Below are 16,288 nucleotides of genomic sequence, written 5' to 3' on the forward strand. Positions count from 1 at the left end.
TCGCCCGGACGGAGCGGGCCGCACATGACACACAGGCGGATCCACCAGCTGCTGCGAGTTGCCTCGCACCTGCTCGACCAGGCCGCGACGGACGTGCGCGGCACCGGGCTCGACCCCGTGGACGAGAACATCCAGCGCATCGGCCGCGCGCTGATCGAGGTGATCGAAGTGCAGCGGCAGATCTACGCCGCGCAGCCCGAACTGCAGCCGAAGACGCTGGCCGCCACCGCGCGCGAGCACGACGCCAACCGGCTCTTCACCCAGTTCACGCTCGAGGCTCTGGAGCTGGAAGACGCCGGCGACACCGAGGCCGCGCGCGAGAAATACACGCAGTTCATCGGCCTGTCGCCCTCGTACCACCACCGCGAGATCGCGCGGGCGGAGATCCGGCGGCTGTCCTGAGCGGGCGCGGCCCGGGGCTCAGAGCGCCCTGGCAATCACCTCTTTCATGATCTCGTTGGTGCCGCCATAGATGCGCTGCACCCGCGCGTCGGCGTACATGCGCGCCACCATGTACTCGTTCATGAAGCCGTAGCCGCCGAAGAGCTGCAGGCACTCGTCGATCACGCGGCCCTGCGCCTCCGAGCCCCAGAGCTTGGCCATGGAGGCGGTGGCGGTGTCGAGCCTGCCGGCCACGAGGTCTTCGATGCAGCGGTCGATGAAGGCGCGGCCCACCTTGATCTGCGTGGCGATCTCGGCCAGCTTGAACTTGGTGTTCTGGAACTCGGCGATGGGCTTGCCGAAGGCCTTGCGGTCGCGCACGTAGTCGAGCGTGGCCTGGTAGGCGCCTTCCATGGTGGTGAGCGCGCTCAGGCCGATGATGGTGCGCTCGTAGGGCAGGTCGCTCATGAGCTGGAAGAAGCCCTGGCCCTCCACGCCGCCGAGCAGTGCGTCGGCCTGCACGCGCACGTCGTCGAAGAAGAGCTCGGAGGTGTCCTGCGCCTTCATGCCGATCTTGTCGAGCACGCGGCCCACGCGGAAGCCCTTGCAGCCCTCGGTCTCCACGATGAGGATCGACGTGCCCTTGGCACCCTGCGCGGGATCGGTCTTGCACACCACCAGCACCACGCCGGCCAGGAAGCCGTTGGTGATGAAGGTCTTGGAGCCGTTGACGACGTAGCCGCCGTCCTTCTTCTCGGCGCGGGTGCGCACGCCCTGCAGGTCGGAGCCCGCGCCGGGCTCGGTCATGGCGACCGCGCCCACCAGCTCGCCGCGCGCCATGCGCGGCAGGTAGTTGCGCTTCTGCTCCTCGGTGCCGTGGTTGAGGAAATAGTGCGCCACGATGCTGTGCACCGAGGTCGCCATGCCGGTGAGCGCGCGGCGCGACATCTCCTCGTAGAACACGGCCTCGTGGCGGAAGTCGCCGCCGGCGCCGCCGTACTCCTCGGGGATGTCGGCGCACAGCAGGCCGAGCGCACCGGCCTTGCGCCACACCTCGTGGCCCACGTGGCCGCGCTTGCGGGCTTCCTCGTCGTGCGGCAGCACTTCGGTCTCGATGAAGCGCACCACGTTGTCGCGGTACAGCTCCAGGTCTTCGTCGCTCCAGGAGCGGCGGAAATCGATGGCCATGTTGTCTTCCTTTGCTTTCTTTTCTGTCGTATCTGATCGGCGCGGCTCAGCCCACACGCCGTTCCCTGCCGGCCCAGAAGGGCTCGCGCAGCTGGAACTTCTGCAGCTTGCCGGCCGCCGACAGCGGCAGCGCGTCGCGGAACTCCACGCTGCGCGGGCACTTGTAGCCGGCGATGTGCTCGCGGCAGTGGGCGATGACGGCCTCGGCCTCCAGCGCCATGCCCTCGCGTCGCACGATCACCGCGTGCACGCGTTCGCCCCACTTGTCGTCGGGCACGCCGATCACCGCTGACATCAGCACCTGCGGCATCTGCGCGATGGCGTTCTCGACCTCGGCCGAATACACGTTCTCGCCACCGCTCACGATCATGTCCTTCATGCGGTCGACCACGAACACGAAGCCCTGGTCGTCCATGTAGCCGCCGTCGCCGGTGTGCATCCATCCGCCGCGCAGCGCGGCCTCGGTTTCCCTCGGCTTGTTCCAGTAGCCCTTCATGACCATCGGGCCGCGCGCGACGATCTCGCCGACCTGGCCCGGCGGCACCTCCCTGTCTTCGCCGTCGACGATGCGTATCTCGGCAATGGGCACCGGCGTTCCCGCCGAGCGCAGCAGTCGGTCGCGATCGGGGCCCGGCTGGTGGCAATGCGGCGACAGCGCGGTGACCACGGGCGAGAGCTCCGTCATGCCGTAGACCTGCGCGAAGGCGGCCTTCGGGATCGCGCGCATCGCCTGGTCGAGCAGCGCGGCGTCGATGGGCGCCGCGCCGTAGAACAGCAGCCGCAGGCTCGATAGGTCGAAGTCGGCGAAGCGCGGATGCTCGATCACGCGCTTGATCATGGTCGGCACCATGAACATCTCGGTGATGCGCGCGGACTGCACGGCCTGCAGCACCGCCAGCTCGTCGAACATGGGCAGCACGTGCATCGGCATCAGCCGCAGCCCGCCACATGGAACATGGGCGCCGCGACGAGCGACACCGCGTTCTGCGCATCGCGCGGCAGTGCCGCGACCGTGCTCAGCGCGTTGATGCAGAGGCTGCCGTGCGTGAGCATCACGCCCTTGGGCTGCCCGGTGGTGCCGCCGGTGTACATGATGGCCGCGAGCTCGTCGGTGCCGTGCGGCGCGTCTTCCGCTGGCTCGGCCTTGGCCAGCAGCGCCTCGTAGCCCACCATGCCCTCGGGCACCGCGCCGTCGCCGCAATAGACCACCGTGCGCAGCGACGCCGAGAGCTGGCGCAGCGCCGGCACCATCGGCACGAACAGGTCGTCGACCAGCAGGATGCGGGTGTCGCAGTCGTCCAGCGAGTAGGCGACCTCCTTCGGGTTCCAGCGGATGTTGACCGGGTTGATGACGCCGCCGCCCCACCAGGTGCCGAAGAAGTATTCGACGAAGCGGTGCGAGTTGAGGCTCAGCATGCCGACGCGGTCGCCGCTCGCCATGCCGAACTGCTTCAGCACGGTGGCCAGGCGCGCGACGCGGTCGGTGAAAGTCGCGAAATCGAGGCTGGTGCCGCCGCAGACGATGGCGATGGCCTTCGCCTTCTCGCGGCGGCCCTTGTGCAGGGGTTGGGTGAGGAACACGAGGTTGTCTCCTTCAGGCACTGCCAAGAGGCGCGAGAGGCGCAAGAGGCGCGATCGCATCCGCCGCCACGCCCCAGCGGCGCAGCACGGCAGGGCCGTCGTCGCGCGCGGTCGCCTGCGGCAGCACCGGCGCGGTGCGGCTGAAGCGCGGCGCGGGCGCGGGCTGCACCACGCCGCCCACGTTGGCGAAGGTGCCGCGCGCCACGTTGTGCGGGTGCTCCGGCGCCTCGTCCCAGTCGAGCACGGGCGCGAAGCAGGCGTCGCTGCCTTCGAGCAGCACGCACCACTCGTCGCGCGTGCGCGTGCGGAACACGTCGGCCATGCGCAGCTTGAGCAGCGGCCAGCGGTCGGCGTCCATCTGCGCGTCGAATGCGGTGTCGTCGGCGATGCCGCAGCGCTCGCGCAGCAACGCGTAGAACTGCGGCTCGATGGCGCCCACCGCCACGTACTTGCCGTCGGCGCAGGCGTAGGTGTCGTAGAAGTGCGCGCCGCCGTCGAGCATGTTCTCGCCGCGCTGGTTGCTCCATTGCCCCGCCGATTTGAAGCCGTACATCATGGCCGACAGCAGCGCCGCGCCGTCGGTCATGGCGGCATCGACCACCTGGCCCTGGCCGGAGTTCTTCGCCTCGTGCAACGCGGCCAGGATGCCGAAGGCCAACAGCATCGCGCCGCCGCCGAAGTCGCCCACGTAGTTCAGCGGCGGCACCGGCGGTTCGCCCGCGCGGCCGATGGCGTGCAGCGCGCCGCTGATGGCGATGTAGTTGATGTCGTGCCCCGCAGCGTGCGCGAGCGGGCCGTGCTGGCCCCAGCCGGTCATGCGGCCGTACACCAGCCGCGGGTTGCGTGCGTGGCATTCGGCGGGGCCCAGCCCCAGCCGCTCCATCACGCCGGGGCGGAAGCCCTCGACGAGCACGTCGGCCTTGGCGATGGCGTCGAGCACGGACTGCGCCGCACCTTCCGCGCGCAGGTCGACCTGCAGCGTGCTGCGTCCGCGCGCGAGGATGTCGTGCGGCGCGGTGCGCGTGCCGGGGCGCTCGATGCGGATCACCTCCGCGCCCATGTCGGCGAACAGCATCGCGCAGAACGGGCCGGGGCCGATGCCCGCCATCTCGATCACCCGAAGGCCTTGCAGTGGACCTGCCATGGTCTGTCTCCTGTGTGTGGAGACATCTTGGCGCCGGCCCCACGGCGCCGCATCGTCGAAAGCGACGAATGCGCTACGCCTGCGCCTGCACCAGGGCTGCGCGCAGCTTCGCGACGCGGCGCAGGTGCCAGGACGGCGGGCCGAACTGGCCCTCGATGAGCGTGGCGCGGCGCACGTAGTGCCCGACTGCCAGCTCCTCCGTCATGCCCATGCCGCCGTGCAGCTGCACCGCGCCCTGCCCGACCGCCTTGCATGCCTTGGCGGCGGCCACCTTGGCGGACGAGACGGCGCGCGCACGTTCGCCGCTCGATGCGTCGTCGATGATTTCACCCACGCTGGCGGTGAGCGCCGCGGCCTGTTCCAGCGCCATGTGCATGTCGGCCAAGCGGTGCTGCAGCACCTGGAAGCTGGCAATCGGCACGCCGAACTGCTTGCGCTGCCGCACGTAGTCGAGCGTGTCGCGCATCAGGCGACGCATGACGCCGATGGACTCGGCGCAGACGGCGAGCGTGGCCTCGTCGAGCGCCTGTTCGATCTTCGGCAGCGCGCCGCCCTCTTCGCCCAGCAGTGCGTCGGCCGGCAGGCGCAGGTCGTCGAGGGCGATGTCCGCCGCACGGCCACCGTCGCGCGTCGGGTAGGCGCGCAGGCGCAAGCCCGGCGTGTTCCTCGGAACGACGAACAGCGAGAGCCCGGCGCCGCTTCGCGCGCTCACGAGCAGGTGGCTGGCCCATGGCGCTGCGTGCACCACGGCCTTACGGCCGTTCAGGCGGAAGGAGCCGTCGGCATCGCGCACGAATTCGGTCTGCACGTCGGCGCGGTCGTGCCTGCTCTGCGGCTCGCCGTGCGCGAACGCTAGCACGGCCTCGCCCGCGACCACGCGCTCCAGCAGCGCGTCGGCCTGTGCGCCGGGGTTGCGCTGCAGCAGGCCAGCGCCGATGACCATCGTCGACAGGTACGGCTCGGCGGCGAGCGCGCCGCCCAGCGTCTCCATCAGCGCGAGGTGCGCGGCCATGCCGCCGCCGAGGCCACCCGCCGACTCGGGCAGGGCCGCGCCCAGCAGGTCGAGTTCGGTGGCAAGGCCGCGCCAGAACGGCGGTGGTGCGTCGTCGGCCTTGCGCAGCGCGTACAGGCGTTGCTCGAAGCCGTGGTTGTCGTCGAGGTAGCGCGCGAGGCTGTCGCGCAGCATCGCCAGGGTGTCGTCGCGTTCGGTGGTGGCTGTCGTCATCGAAGAGCCTCAGTTCGCCAGCAGGTGGGCCGCGACGATGTTGCGCTGCACCTCGTTGGAGCCCGCGTAGATCGACGCCGCGCGGTCGTTGAGGTAGGCCGACATGGAGAACACGGCGTCCTCGGGAATGGGCAGCTCGCCGCGCTGAAGACTGTCGTCCAGTGGCAGGTCGGCCGCGGCGTAGTGGGCGGCGATTTCCACGCCGAGTTCGGTCAGTCGCTGGCGCAGCTCGGAGCCCAGCACCTTGCCCATCGACGGGCGTATGCCGTGCGGCTCGCCGCGGGCCTGCGCGCGCAGCGATTGCAGTTCGGTGGCCTCGAGCGCGTCGATGGCGCATTCAGCCTCGGCGAGGCGCAGGGCCATGTCGTCGGCCTCGTGCGCGTCGTGCGCCGCGGCCGCGAAAGCCGCATCGGCGGCCGCCTGCAGCCGGCGCAGGCGGGCGCGCAGCATCGGCGCCCACGCGCCACCGCGCTCATGCTGCAGCAGGTACTTGGCGATGGTCCAGCCCTGGTTCTCCTCGCCAATGAGCCCCTCGGCCGGCACGCGCACGTCGTCGAAGAACACCTGGTTGAGCTCGTGGTCGCCCGAGATGCTGATGATCGGCCGGATGGTGATGCCCGGCGCCGGGATGTCGAAGCACAGGAAGCTGATGCCCTGCTGCGGCTTGCCGCCCGACGTGGTGCGCACCAGGCAGAACATGCGGTTGGCGTACTGTGCGTGGGTGGTCCAGATCTTGGTGCCGTTGATGATGTAGTGACTGCCATCGCGCACCGCCTTGCATTGCAGCGAGGCCAGGTCGGAGCCCGACTGCGGCTCGGAATAGCCCTGGCACCAGTAGTCCTCGCCCGAACGGATGCCGGGCAGCCACGCGCGCTTCTGCGCCTCGGTGCCGAAGGCGATGATCACAGGCGCCACCATGCCCGGGCCCATGGGCGCGCGCGGCGGTGCGTCGGCTGCCGCCAGCTCGGCCGAGAAGATGTAGTGCTGCATCGGCGACCAGCCGGTGCCGCCGTGCTCCACCGGCCAGTGCGGAACGCTCCAGCCGCGCTTCGCGAGGATGCGGTGCCAGCGGTTGCCGAATTCGTGGTCGCTGAAGATGCCGGAGCTGCGCCGGCCAGCGGCGCGCAGCTCGGGCGTCAGCTCGCGCGCGAGGAAGTCTCTGACCTCGTCGCGGAACGCGGCCTCCGCGGTCGTGAGTGCCCAGGCCATGATGTTGGTCGTCTCCTGTCGGAATGCTCCGCCCGAGTGTGATGCCGGCGGGGCCGGCCGGCATCGTCGGATCGGACGAACGTGGCGGTGCGCGTCGTGCGCCGCCGGGACTCACGGATTTCCGTAGACCTTTGTTTTCATTCGGGATAGTCCGATACGGCGGGGCACCGGTTCCTGCTTCAATCGCCCCCGGGGAGTTGTTGTTCCGGGCGGCAGAGAAGAAAGCGCCGCCCCCGAAGGAGCATTGCAGTGAGCACTGTCATTCCCGGCTTTTCGCACAGCAGCGTCGAGCGCCTGTGCGACTACGAGTTGCCGGAACAGCCTGACGCCACGCTTTCCCGGAATCCACCGGAACCCGACGGCCCCGAGAACCTCGCGCTGGCCTGGTGGCTGTGGATGGACGAGCTGGGCAAGAGCATGTTCAGGCATTACGACGCCTGGCGCGAGCAGCTCGAGCACGCGACGAAGCCGAACGACCGCGACCGCAAGGGCTGACCCCGGCGGCCCTGCTTCTCTTCTTCAGGCCGCAACGACCTCGCGCTGCGGCGTCGCCTTCGACGGCACGGGCATGTGCTGTGCCCACTCGATGATTTCCAGCCTGCCGTCGGCATGCTCGGCCAGCGCCGTCAGGCTCTCGACCCAGTCGCCGTCGTTGCAGTAGAGGATGCCGTCGATGTCGCGCATCTCGGCATGGTGAATGTGGCCGCAGACCACGCCCTGCGCGCCCCGGTTGCGGGCCTCGCGGGCCACGGCCTTCTCGAAGTCGCCCACGTAGCTCACGGCCCGCTTGACCTTGCCCTTGAGGTACTTGGAAAGCGACCAGTAGGGCAGCCCCATGCGCGCGCGCAGCGAGTTGAGGTGGCGGTTGAGCTTGAGCGTGAATTCGTAGAGCGAGTCGCCCACGTAGGCCAGCCACTTGGCGCACTGGATCACGCCGTCGAACAGGTCGCCGTGGATGATCCAGAGCTTGCGGCCGTCGGCCGTCTCGTGGATCCATTCCTCGGCCACGTCGATGCCGCCGAAGTTGTGGTGCAGGTACTTGCGGGCGAACTCGTCGTGGTTGCCCGGGATGAAGATCACGCGCGTGCCCTTGCGCGCCTTGCGCAGCAGCTTCTGGATCACGTCGTTGTGCGCCTGCGGCCAGTACCAGTGCCGCTTGAGCTGCCAGCCGTCGATGATGTCGCCGACCAGGAACAGCGTTTCGCACTCGGTGTGCTTGAGGAAGTCGAGCAGGGCCCGGGCCTGGCAGCCGGGCGTGCCCAGGTGCAGGTCGGAGATCCAGAGGGTTCGGAATTGCAGTGGTGGACGCGCGCGGTCGTCGTCCTCCGGGTCGAGGGCCCGGACCGCGGTGTCGCGCCATGCGCGAAGGAAAGCGTCGTCGCGTTGCATGGCCCGGTAGGCTCCCACCGCCGGGTGACCATACGATGGCGCCCCCGTGACATCCCGATGACTTGTGGGGCTGTCGCAACGCCACAATCGCGCGATGCGTCCTGGCCAGATCATCGTTCTCGCAACCCCCGTCTTCTTCCTGCTGATCGCGATCGAATTCGCTGTCGGCCGTGCCCGCGCCCGCCGCGGCGCCGGGCAGGACACCTACCGCCTCGCCGACACCGTGAACAGCATCGGCCTGGGCATGCTGAGCCAGGTCAGCGCGGTGCTCACCGGGCTGCTGCGCATCGGCATCTACACGGCCGTGTATTCGGCGGTGGCGCTCTTTCCCCAGGAGGCCGCGAAGGAGTTCTGGACCACCTGGTACGGCTGGCTGCTCGCCCTGCTGTTCTACGACTTCTGCTACTACTGGCTGCACCGCATGGGCCACGAGTCGGCCGTGCTGTGGGCGGCGCACGTGGTGCATCACCAGAGCCAGCACTACAACCTGTCGACCGCGCTGCGGCAGACCTCCAGCGGCGCGCTGCTGGGCTGGATCTTCTACCTGCCGATGGCGGTGGCGGGCGTGCCGCCGCTGGTGTTCGGCGTGGTGGCTCTGATCGACCTGCTCTACCAGTTCTGGGTGCACACCGAGCAGGTGGGCAAGCTGGGCTGGTTCGACCGCTGGTTCTGCTCGCCGTCGAACCACCGCGTGCACCACGCGGTGAACGACAGCTACCTCGACCGCAACTACGGCGGCATCCTGATCGTGTGGGATCGCATGTTCGGCAGCTTCCGCGAGGAGGACGAGCGCTGCGTCTACGGCACGCGCGGCGAGTTGCGCAGCTGGGACCCGCTGTGGGCCAACGCCGAGGTGTACTGGGCGCTCGCGAAGGATTCATGGCACGCGCGCAGCTGGGCCGACAAGCTGCGCGTGTGGATCAAGCCGCCCGGCTGGCGGCCGGTCGACGTGGCGGCGCGCTTTCCGAAGCCGGCCTTCGACATCGCCCGTGTGACGCGCTACGAGCCGGCGGTGAGCGCGGGCGTGCAATGGTTCGCGGGCATTCAATTCCTGCTGCTGATCGGATTCGCGGTGGTCTTCCTGTGGTTCTCCGACCAGATGCCGCTGGCGAAGTCCGCCGTGTGGCTGGCCGCGCTGACGGCCATGCTGTGGGCCATCGGCGGCGTGCTGCAGGGGCGCTTGACCGTCACCGAGGTGCTACTGGTCGAGGCAGCGGCCCTGGCCACGGCCAGCGCGGCACTGGGCATCGGCTGGCTGCACCACGTCTTCAAGCCGCTGGCGCTGTCGATCGCGATCTTCTTCGCGGCCCGGCGGGCGATGTCTGCAGGCTCCGTGACCGGCTTCGACGGCCTGCTGCTGGCCGGCCTGGTCGCCTCGCTGGCGGGCGACGTGCTGCTGATGGGGCCGGACAGGATGTTCGTTCCCGGCCTGGTCTGCTTCCTGCTGGCCCACCTCGCCTACATCGCGCTGTTCCGCATCGGCGTTGGCATGTTTCCGCGCCGCGGGGCATTGGCGGCGACGCTGCTGATCGGCGCCGGCATGTACGCCTTCCTCTGGCAGGGCGGACTGCCCGCGGCGCTGCGGATTCCGGTCGGCGCCTATGTGGTGGTGATCGCCTGCATGGCTGCGCAGGCCATCGGGCGCGCCACCGTGCTGAAGGATTCGGACTCGTCCCCGGCCTGGGTCGCGGTGGGTGCCTGCTTCTTCATGCTCAGCGACTCGCTGCTGGCCACCAACCAGTTCGTGACGCCGCTGCCGCTGGCGCCGCTGTGGGTGCTGGCTACCTACTATGCGGCTCAGATATTGATCGTGCGCCACGCGCGCGCCAAGGTCGCCTGACTTTGGCTTGCGCCTTCCCCCAGCGGGGGAAGGAGTCAAACTAGTCGGCGCAGCGCTGGATTTCCACCGTGGAGTGGCGGATTTCCTCGTGCATCGAGAAGCACGCCCGCACCTCGTCGGCCGTGAGCGTCGGCGAGTGCGTCACCACGGTGAGCGCGCAGGCGTATGCGTCGCGGCCCACGCGCCACACGTGCAGGTCGGCCACGCGGGTCTCGGAGTCGGCCAGCATGGTCTCGACGCCTTCGCGGATCTCCTGCGTGACCGGGTGATCCATCTCGCGGTCGAGCAGCACCTTGCCCGTTTCCTTCAGCAGCCCCTTGGCCCAGACCGCCACCAGCACCGCGCCGACGATGCCCATCGCCGGGTCGAGCCAGGCCCAGCCGTAGAACCAGCCGCCCAGCAGCGCCGCGATGGCGAGCACCGAGGTCGCGGCATCGGCCACCACGTGCAGATAGGCCGAGCGCAGGTTCAGGTCGTGGCCATGCCCATGGTCGTGGTGATCGTGGTGGTCGTGCGCATGGCCGTGGTCATGATGCGCCCCACCCAGCAGCCGTGCGCAGACCAGGTTGACCACCAGCCCCAGCACCGCCACCGAGATGGCCTCTGGATAGTGGATGGCCGCGGGCGACCACAGCCGCTCCAGCGAGCCCACCACCATCAGCGCCGCCACGCCCAGCAGCGCCAGCGCGCTCGCGAAGCCGCCGAGCACCTCGATCTTCCAGGTGCCGAAGGCGAAGCGCGGGTCTCGTGCATAGCGGCGCGCGGCCGCATAGGCGAAGGCGCTCAGTCCGATGGCCAGCGCGTGCGAGCTCATGTGCCAGCCGTCGGCCAGCAGCGCCATCGAGTTGAACCACCAGCCGGCGCCGATCTCGACGACCATCATCGCGAAGGTGATCCACATCACGAGGCGCGTGCTGCGCTCGGCGGAAGAGGTGTCGGCGCCGAAATGGTGGTCGTGCTGCCAGGCGCTCAGGTCATGGGTGTGCATGGGGGTCAGGTTCCAAAAAGGTCGGGGCCGTCGGCACGGCCGGAAGGCGGGGCCACGCCGAGGTGGCGGTACGCGGCCAAGGTGGCGATGCGCCCGCGCGGCGTGCGCTGCAGGTAGCCCTGCTGGATGAGGTAGGGCTCGATCACGTCCTCGATGGTGTCGCGCTCCTCGCCGATGCTGGCGGCCACGTTGTCCAGGCCGACCGGGCCGCCGTCGAAGCGGTGGATGACGGCCTCGAGCAGCTTGCGGTCCATCAGGTCGAAGCCCTGCGGGTCGACGTCGAGCATGGCCAGCGCCCGGTGCGCGATGTCTTCGGTGATGCGGCCGTTGCCCTTGACCTCGGCGTAGTCGCGCACGCGGCGCAGCAGGCGGTTGGCGATGCGGGGCGTGCCGCGCGAGCGGCGGGCGATCTCGAAGCCGCCGGCCTCGTCGGCCTCCACCTTGAGCAGGCCGGCGCTGCGGCGCACGATCAGCGCGAGCTCCTGGGGCGTGTAGAACTCCAGCCGCGCGACGATGCCGAAACGGTCACGCAGCGGGTTGGTCAGCATGCCGGCGCGGGTGGTGGCGCCCACCAGCGTGAAGGGCTGCAGGTCGAGCTTGATGCTGCGCGCCGCGGGACCCTCGCCGATCATGATGTCGATCTGGTAGTCCTCCAGCGCGGGGTACAGGATTTCCTCGACGACCGGGCTCAGGCGGTGGATCTCGTCGATGAAGAGCACGTCGTTCGGCTCCAGGTTGGTCAGCAGCGCCGCCAGGTCCTTGGGCTTCTCGAGCACGGGGCCGGAGGTCTGGCGCAGGTTGACGCCCAGCTCGGCCGCGACGATGTGCGACAGCGTGGTCTTGCCCAGGCCCGGCGGGCCGAACAGCAGGACGTGGTCGAGCGCCTCCTTCCGCTTGCGCGCGGCGCCGATGAAGATCTCGAGCTGCTCGCGCACCTTGGCCTGGCCGACGTACTCGTCGAGCAGCTTGGGGCGAAGGGCCCGTTCGATCGCCTCCTCGTTGGGAGAGGCCGGGGCGGCGGACACCACGCGTTGGGGGGCGGGCGCGAAGTCGTCAGTCTGGATGGTCATTGCGGAGGGGTCTTCGCTGGGGAGTTTAGTACCTGCCACACACTGGCAGAATGCTTCGGCCATATAACGAACGAGGGGAAGCCAGCACGTGTCGATCTACGAACTGAAGCCGCGTTTCCAGGCACTGCTGCGGCCGCTGGTGGTCCGCCTGCATGCGATGGGCGTCACGGCCAACCAGGTCACGCTGGCGGCATGCGTGGTTTCGGTCGCGCTCGGGCTCTGGCTCTTCTTCGCGGCGCCCTCGCTGGCGGCCTTCGGGCTCATCCCGCTGTGGATGTTCCTGCGCATGGCCTTCAACGCCATCGACGGCATGCTGGCGCGCGAGCACAACCAGCAAAGCAGGCTGGGCGCCTTCCTCAACGAACTGACCGACGTGGTCTCCGACGCGGCGCTGTACCTGCCCTTCGCGCTGGTGCAGCCCTTCAGCGGCTTCTGGGTCGGCACGGTGATCGTGCTGGCCGGGCTGAGCGAATTCGCCGGCGCGCTGGGCCCCACCGTGGGCGCCTCGCGCCGCTACGACGGCCCGCTGGGCAAGAGCGACCGGGCCTTCGTGTTCGGCGCGCTCGGCCTCTATGTGGCGCTGGGCGGGCCGCTGCCGGGCTGGACGGCCTGGCTGATGCCGCTGCTGGCCGCGCTCGTGGCATGGACCATCGTCAACCGCATTCGCCGGGCACTGGCAGAGGCCGACACCAATTCCACAGGGACTCAATGACAAATACGACTTCTCGCATCGCCGAAGAACTCCACTTCCAGACGCACGACGGCGAATCGCTGTTCTACCGCCGCTGGCCCGCCACGGGCGCGGCGCGGCGCGGCGCCGTGCTGCTGTTCCACCGCGGCCACGAGCACGGCGCGCGCATGGCGCACCTGGTCGACGAACTCGACCTGCCCGACTTCGACTTCTACGCCTGGGACGCCCGCGGCCACGGGCGCTCGCCCGGCCAGCGCGGCTACAGCCCCAGCTTCGGCACCTCGGTGCGCGACGTGCAGACCTTCGTGCAGCACATCGGCGCCGTCCACGGCGTGCCCGAGCAGGACATCCACGTGGTCGCGCAAAGCGTGGGCGCGGTGCTGATCGCCACCTGGGCGCACGACTACGCCCCCAAGGTGCGCGGCCTCACGCTCGCCTCGCCGGCCTTCAAGGTCAAGCTCTACGTGCCGTTCGCGCGGCCCGGCCTGGCGCTGATGCACAAGCTGCGCGGGCTTTTCTTCGTCAACAGCTACGTGAAGGCGAAATTCCTCACGCACGACCCGGAACGCATCGCCAGCTACGAGAGCGATCCGCTCATCAGCCGGCCCATCGCGGTGAACATCCTGCTGGGCCTGTACGAGGCGGCCGACCGCGTGGTGGCCGACGCCAACGCGATCACGCTGCCTGTGCAGCTGCTCATCTCGGGCGCCGACTGGGTGGTGCACCACAAGCCACAGCACCAGTTCTTCGAGCGGCTGGGCAGCGCGGTGAAGACCAAGACCGAGCTGCCGGGCTTCTTCCACGACACGCTGGGCGAGAAGGACCGCGCGCCGGCCGTGGCGCAGATCCGCGAATTCATCCTCCAGCGCTTCGACGAGCCCGCCGTGCCGGTCGACCGCCGCGAGGCGCACCTGAGCGGCGACACGGCCGACGAATCGCGCGCGCTGGCCGAGCCGCTCTCGCCCCTGTCGCCGCGCGGCGCCTACTGGGCCATGACCCGTGCCGGGCTGAAGCTGGGCGGCACGATGTCCGAGGGCATCAAGCTCGGCCACGAAACCGGCTTCGACTCGGGCAGCACGCTCGACTACGTCTACCGCAATCATCCGCAGGGCAGCTCGTTCATCGGCCGCTCGATCGACAAGACCTACCTGGAGTCGATCGGCTGGCGCGGCATCCGCCAGCGCAAGATCCACGTCGAGGAGCTGCTGCGCATCGCGATGGAGCGGCTAGCCGAGATGCACCGCGAGGTGCGCCTGATGGACATCGCCGCCGGCCACGGCCGCTACGTGCTCGACGCTGTGCTGGCGAGCCCCGTCAAGGCCAGCTCGATCCTGCTGCGCGACTACAGCGACATCAACGTGCGCGACGGCCGCGCGCTCATCGCCGAGAAAGGCCTGGAAGACGTCGCGCGGTTCGTGCAGGCCGACGCCTTCGACCGCATGAGCCTCGCCAGCGTCACGCCGCGTCCCACGCTGGCCGTGGTGTCGGGCCTGTACGAGCTCTTCCCCGACAACGAGATGGTTCGCCGCTCGCTCGCGGGCGTGGGCGACGCGGTGGAAGACCGCGGCTACCTGGTCTACACCGGCCAGCCATGGCATCCGCAGCTCGAGATGATCGCGCGCGCCCTCACCAGCCACCGCCAGGGCGAAGCCTGGGTGATGCGCCGCCGCACCCAGTACGAGATGGACCAGCTGGTGGAGGAAGCGGGCTTCCGCAAGATCGACCAGCGGGTGGACGAATGGGGCATCTTCACAGTGTCTCTGGCGGTGCGCGTCACGCAATGACGCGCACCCCGCCGGCACGACGGCTCTGGAAGCGCGCCGCCGCCTGGCTGGTGTTCCTGGGGCCGCTGTTCTACGCGACCTACGGCTTCGCCAACTGGTGGGCCACCACGCGCGCCGACGTGCCGTCGATGGCCTTCGAGTGGGAGCGGCAGGTGCCGTTCTGGCCGTGGACCATCTTCCCGTACTGGACGATCAACGTCTTCTACGCGCTGTCGCTGTTCCTCGCGCGCAGCCGGCACACGCTCGACCGGCATGCGCTGCGGCTGGTGACGGCCACGCTGGTCGCCTGCACCTGCTTCATCCTCTGGCCGCTGCACTTCAGCTTCGGACAGCCGCCGGTCGACGGGGCACCGGCCTTCCTGTTCAACGCGCTGCGCGGCTTCGACCAGCCCTTCAACCAGGCGCCCTCGCTGCACATCGCGCTGGCGGTGATCCTGTGGGACTGGTACCGGCAGTTCATCCGGCCGCTGTGGGCGCGGCTGGTGCTGCACCTGTGGGCCTTCGCCATCTGCGCCTCGGTGCTCACGACCTGGCAGCACCACTTCATCGACATTCCTACCGGCGCGCTGCTCGGCCTGTTCTGCGTGTGGCTGTGGCCGCTGGAGCGCGTGGTGTCGATGCCGCGCGCATGGCGCACCGCCAGTGATGCGCAGCGCTGGAAGCTGGCGGGTTTCTACGCCGTGGGCGCGGCGCTGTTCCTGGCGGCCGCGCTCTACGGCGGCGGCATCGCGCTGTGGCTCGCATGGCCGGCCGCCTCGCTCGCGCTGGTGGCGCTGAACTACGCCGGCTTCGGCGCGCGCGGCTTCCAGATGAACGGCCGCGGCCGCATGGGCTGGGCGGCGCGCTGGATGCTGGCGCCCTACCGCCTCGGCGCCGCCGTCAACGCCTGGCTCTGGACGCGCAAGCTGCCGGCCTCGGTCGAGGTGGTGCCGGGCCTTCGGCTGGGCCGCCGGCCCACGCACGCCGAATGGCTGGCCGCCGGGCGGCCCCGGCTGGTGAGCCTGTGCGCCGAGCTGCAGATGCCTGCCGGCGTGCCGCATGCGCGCTGCGTGCCGGTGCTCGACCTGACGGTGCCGCCCACCGTGCGCCTGCAGCGCGCGGCCGCCGTCGTCGAAGGCCAGCGCAGGAGCGCGGACGGTGCCACAGTGTGGGTCTGCTGCGCGCTCGGCTTCTCGCGCAGCGCGGCGGCGGTGATCGCCTGGCTGGGCCGCTACGGGGCGGCCGGCGGCGTTGCCCAGGCCGAGGACACGGTGCGCCGGGCGCGGCCGCAGATCGTGCTGCGGGACGCCTGGCGGATGTCGCTGGAGCCGATCAAGCCCTTGCAGGAGGTGCCGCGCCATGACCGATGACAACGACAGAACCACCTGCGCCGCGCTCGCGGCGCTGCTGCGCGCGATGGCGCTGCTGGCCCTCTGGGGCTTCGCGCTCACCTGCATCTCGGCGCTGGTGCTCGCGCTGACGCTGCGCTCGCTCTCGACCACCGCCACCATGGGCTTCGGCGCGGTCGTCATCCTCGGCGCGCTGGAGCGCTACTTCGCTTTCCGGCTGCGCTTCGACGAGGCGCTGTTCGACGGCCTGGCGCGCAACACCGTCGCCTCGCTCGACGCCCTCGACCGCTCGCTCGCCTCCCTCGGCCTGCGCGAGCCTCCGCCCTCGCAGCACGCTCCCCGCCCGCTGGACGATCGCGTGCAGGGCACCCGTCAGCTCATGCAGCGCCACGCCATCGTGGTGGCCTGCCAGAGCGCCATGTTCCTACTTGCCTTGATGACACAGGACATCTCTTGAACGCAGAAGAAGA

At 69.7% G+C, this 16,288-nt stretch carries 14 protein-coding genes and 1 pseudogene; 7 read left to right on the plus strand and 8 right to left on the minus strand.

What is annotated here, in order from left to right:
• The first annotated feature begins 24 nt into the window (after positions 1 to 24).
• A complete protein-coding gene (locus ABL840_RS34295; RefSeq protein ID WP_093205737.1) occupies positions 25 to 402 on the plus strand; it encodes a hypothetical protein in 378 nt (125 codons plus the stop codon).
• An 18-nt stretch (positions 403 to 420) separates the two neighbouring features.
• On the opposite strand, the gene ABL840_RS34300 is transcribed toward ABL840_RS34295, so the two are convergent.
• The 5 genes and pseudogenes from ABL840_RS34300 to ABL840_RS34320 all read right to left on the minus strand — a co-directional run bounded on the left by ABL840_RS34300 (position 421) and on the right by ABL840_RS34320 (position 6,728).
• Positions 421 to 1,569 carry an acyl-CoA dehydrogenase family protein gene (locus ABL840_RS34300; RefSeq protein ID WP_093304561.1) on the minus strand — a complete coding sequence of 383 codons (1,149 nt, stop codon included), beginning with the start codon at positions 1,567 to 1,569 and terminating at the stop codon, positions 421 to 423.
• A 46-nt stretch (positions 1,570 to 1,615) separates the two neighbouring features.
• Positions 1,616 to 3,210: pseudogene (locus tag ABL840_RS34305) on the minus strand (long-chain-fatty-acid--CoA ligase).
• A complete protein-coding gene (locus ABL840_RS34310; protein WP_093304563.1) occupies positions 3,164 to 4,294 on the minus strand; it encodes a CaiB/BaiF CoA transferase family protein in 1,131 nt (376 codons plus the stop codon). Before ABL840_RS34310 ends, ABL840_RS34305 begins: the two are co-directional and overlap by 47 nt.
• Positions 4,295 to 4,367: 73 nt before the next feature.
• On the minus strand, positions 4,368 to 5,519 hold the full coding sequence (locus tag ABL840_RS34315; RefSeq protein WP_093304565.1) for an acyl-CoA dehydrogenase family protein: 1,152 nt from the start codon (positions 5,517 to 5,519) through the stop codon (positions 4,368 to 4,370).
• A gap of 9 nt (positions 5,520 to 5,528) precedes the next feature.
• Positions 5,529 to 6,728, minus strand: a complete 1,200-nt coding sequence (locus ABL840_RS34320; RefSeq protein ID WP_093304567.1) for an acyl-CoA dehydrogenase family protein — start codon at positions 6,726 to 6,728, stop codon at positions 5,529 to 5,531.
• A gap of 249 nt (positions 6,729 to 6,977) precedes the next feature.
• Between ABL840_RS34320 and ABL840_RS34325 the strand changes: the two genes are divergently transcribed.
• Positions 6,978 to 7,223 (plus strand): hypothetical protein, encoded by a 246-nt coding sequence (locus ABL840_RS34325; protein ID WP_093304569.1) that lies wholly within the window; start codon positions 6,978 to 6,980, stop codon positions 7,221 to 7,223.
• Between the two features lie 24 nt (positions 7,224 to 7,247).
• Here ABL840_RS34325 and ABL840_RS34330 read toward each other — a convergent pair whose 3' ends face one another.
• Positions 7,248 to 8,117: a UDP-2,3-diacylglucosamine diphosphatase gene (locus ABL840_RS34330; RefSeq protein ID WP_093205753.1), complete on the minus strand. Its 870-nt coding sequence runs from the start codon at positions 8,115 to 8,117 to the stop codon at positions 7,248 to 7,250.
• Between the two features lie 94 nt (positions 8,118 to 8,211).
• Here ABL840_RS34330 and ABL840_RS34335 point away from each other — a divergent pair, with 94 nt between their 5' ends.
• Complete coding sequence (locus ABL840_RS34335; RefSeq protein ID WP_093304571.1) at positions 8,212 to 9,957, plus strand: lysoplasmalogenase family protein; 1,746 nt, start codon at positions 8,212 to 8,214, stop codon at positions 9,955 to 9,957.
• A 40-nt stretch (positions 9,958 to 9,997) separates the two neighbouring features.
• Here ABL840_RS34335 and dmeF read toward each other — a convergent pair whose 3' ends face one another.
• Both dmeF and ruvB read right to left on the minus strand, forming a co-directional pair.
• Entirely contained in the window at positions 9,998 to 10,945 is a 948-nt protein-coding gene (gene dmeF / locus ABL840_RS34340; protein ID WP_093304573.1) for a CDF family Co(II)/Ni(II) efflux transporter DmeF, read from the minus strand.
• 5 nt (positions 10,946 to 10,950) lie between these two features.
• A complete protein-coding gene (gene ruvB / locus ABL840_RS34345) occupies positions 10,951 to 12,015 on the minus strand; it encodes a Holliday junction branch migration DNA helicase RuvB (protein ID WP_093205760.1) in 1,065 nt (354 codons plus the stop codon).
• 88 nt (positions 12,016 to 12,103) lie between these two features.
• Here ruvB and ABL840_RS34350 point away from each other — a divergent pair, with 88 nt between their 5' ends.
• Genes ABL840_RS34350 through ABL840_RS34365 form a run of 4 tightly spaced genes read left to right on the plus strand, consistent with a single transcriptional unit; the run spans position 12,104 to position 16,275 of the window.
• Complete coding sequence (locus ABL840_RS34350; RefSeq protein WP_093304575.1) at positions 12,104 to 12,727, plus strand: CDP-alcohol phosphatidyltransferase family protein; 624 nt, start codon at positions 12,104 to 12,106, stop codon at positions 12,725 to 12,727.
• Positions 12,724 to 14,490 carry a bifunctional alpha/beta hydrolase/class I SAM-dependent methyltransferase gene (locus ABL840_RS34355; protein WP_093304577.1) on the plus strand — a complete coding sequence of 589 codons (1,767 nt, stop codon included), beginning with the start codon at positions 12,724 to 12,726 and terminating at the stop codon, positions 14,488 to 14,490. The genes ABL840_RS34350 and ABL840_RS34355 overlap by 4 nt, the downstream gene beginning before the upstream one ends.
• Entirely contained in the window at positions 14,487 to 15,839 is a 1,353-nt protein-coding gene (locus ABL840_RS34360) for a phosphatase PAP2/dual specificity phosphatase family protein (RefSeq protein WP_093304579.1), read from the plus strand. The genes ABL840_RS34355 and ABL840_RS34360 overlap by 4 nt, the downstream gene beginning before the upstream one ends.
• Positions 15,829 to 16,275, plus strand: a complete 447-nt coding sequence (locus ABL840_RS34365; protein WP_093205770.1) for a hypothetical protein — start codon at positions 15,829 to 15,831, stop codon at positions 16,273 to 16,275. The genes ABL840_RS34360 and ABL840_RS34365 overlap by 11 nt, the downstream gene beginning before the upstream one ends.
• Positions 16,276 to 16,288: the final 13 nt, after the last annotated feature.

The sequence above is a fragment of the Variovorax sp. NFACC27 genome (assembly GCF_048301545.1).
Classification (GTDB): Bacteria; Pseudomonadota; Gammaproteobacteria; order Burkholderiales; family Burkholderiaceae_C; genus Variovorax; species Variovorax gossypii.

Bases quoted from the DNA above. Each gene is read 5' to 3' on its own strand.
- dmeF (WP_093304573.1), bottom strand. From the start codon at position 10,945: ATGCACACCCATGACCTGAGCGCCTGGCAGCACGACCACCATTTCGGC.
- ruvB (WP_093205760.1), bottom strand. From the start codon at position 12,015: ATGACCATCCAGACTGACGACTTCGCGCCCGCCCCCCAACGCGTGGTG.
- ABL840_RS34360 (WP_093304579.1), top strand. From the start codon at position 14,487: ATGACGCGCACCCCGCCGGCACGACGGCTCTGGAAGCGCGCCGCCGCC.
- ABL840_RS34295 (WP_093205737.1), top strand. From the start codon at position 25: ATGACACACAGGCGGATCCACCAGCTGCTGCGAGTTGCCTCGCACCTG.
- ABL840_RS34310 (WP_093304563.1), bottom strand. From the start codon at position 4,294: ATGGCAGGTCCACTGCAAGGCCTTCGGGTGATCGAGATGGCGGGCATC.
- ABL840_RS34355 (WP_093304577.1), top strand. From the start codon at position 12,724: ATGACAAATACGACTTCTCGCATCGCCGAAGAACTCCACTTCCAGACG.
- ABL840_RS34365 (WP_093205770.1), top strand. From the start codon at position 15,829: ATGACCGATGACAACGACAGAACCACCTGCGCCGCGCTCGCGGCGCTG.
- ABL840_RS34330 (WP_093205753.1), bottom strand. From the start codon at position 8,117: ATGCAACGCGACGACGCTTTCCTTCGCGCATGGCGCGACACCGCGGTC.
- ABL840_RS34300 (WP_093304561.1), bottom strand. From the start codon at position 1,569: ATGGCCATCGATTTCCGCCGCTCCTGGAGCGACGAAGACCTGGAGCTG.
- ABL840_RS34335 (WP_093304571.1), top strand. From the start codon at position 8,212: ATGCGTCCTGGCCAGATCATCGTTCTCGCAACCCCCGTCTTCTTCCTG.
- ABL840_RS34320 (WP_093304567.1), bottom strand. From the start codon at position 6,728: ATGGCCTGGGCACTCACGACCGCGGAGGCCGCGTTCCGCGACGAGGTC.
- ABL840_RS34315 (WP_093304565.1), bottom strand. From the start codon at position 5,519: ATGACGACAGCCACCACCGAACGCGACGACACCCTGGCGATGCTGCGC.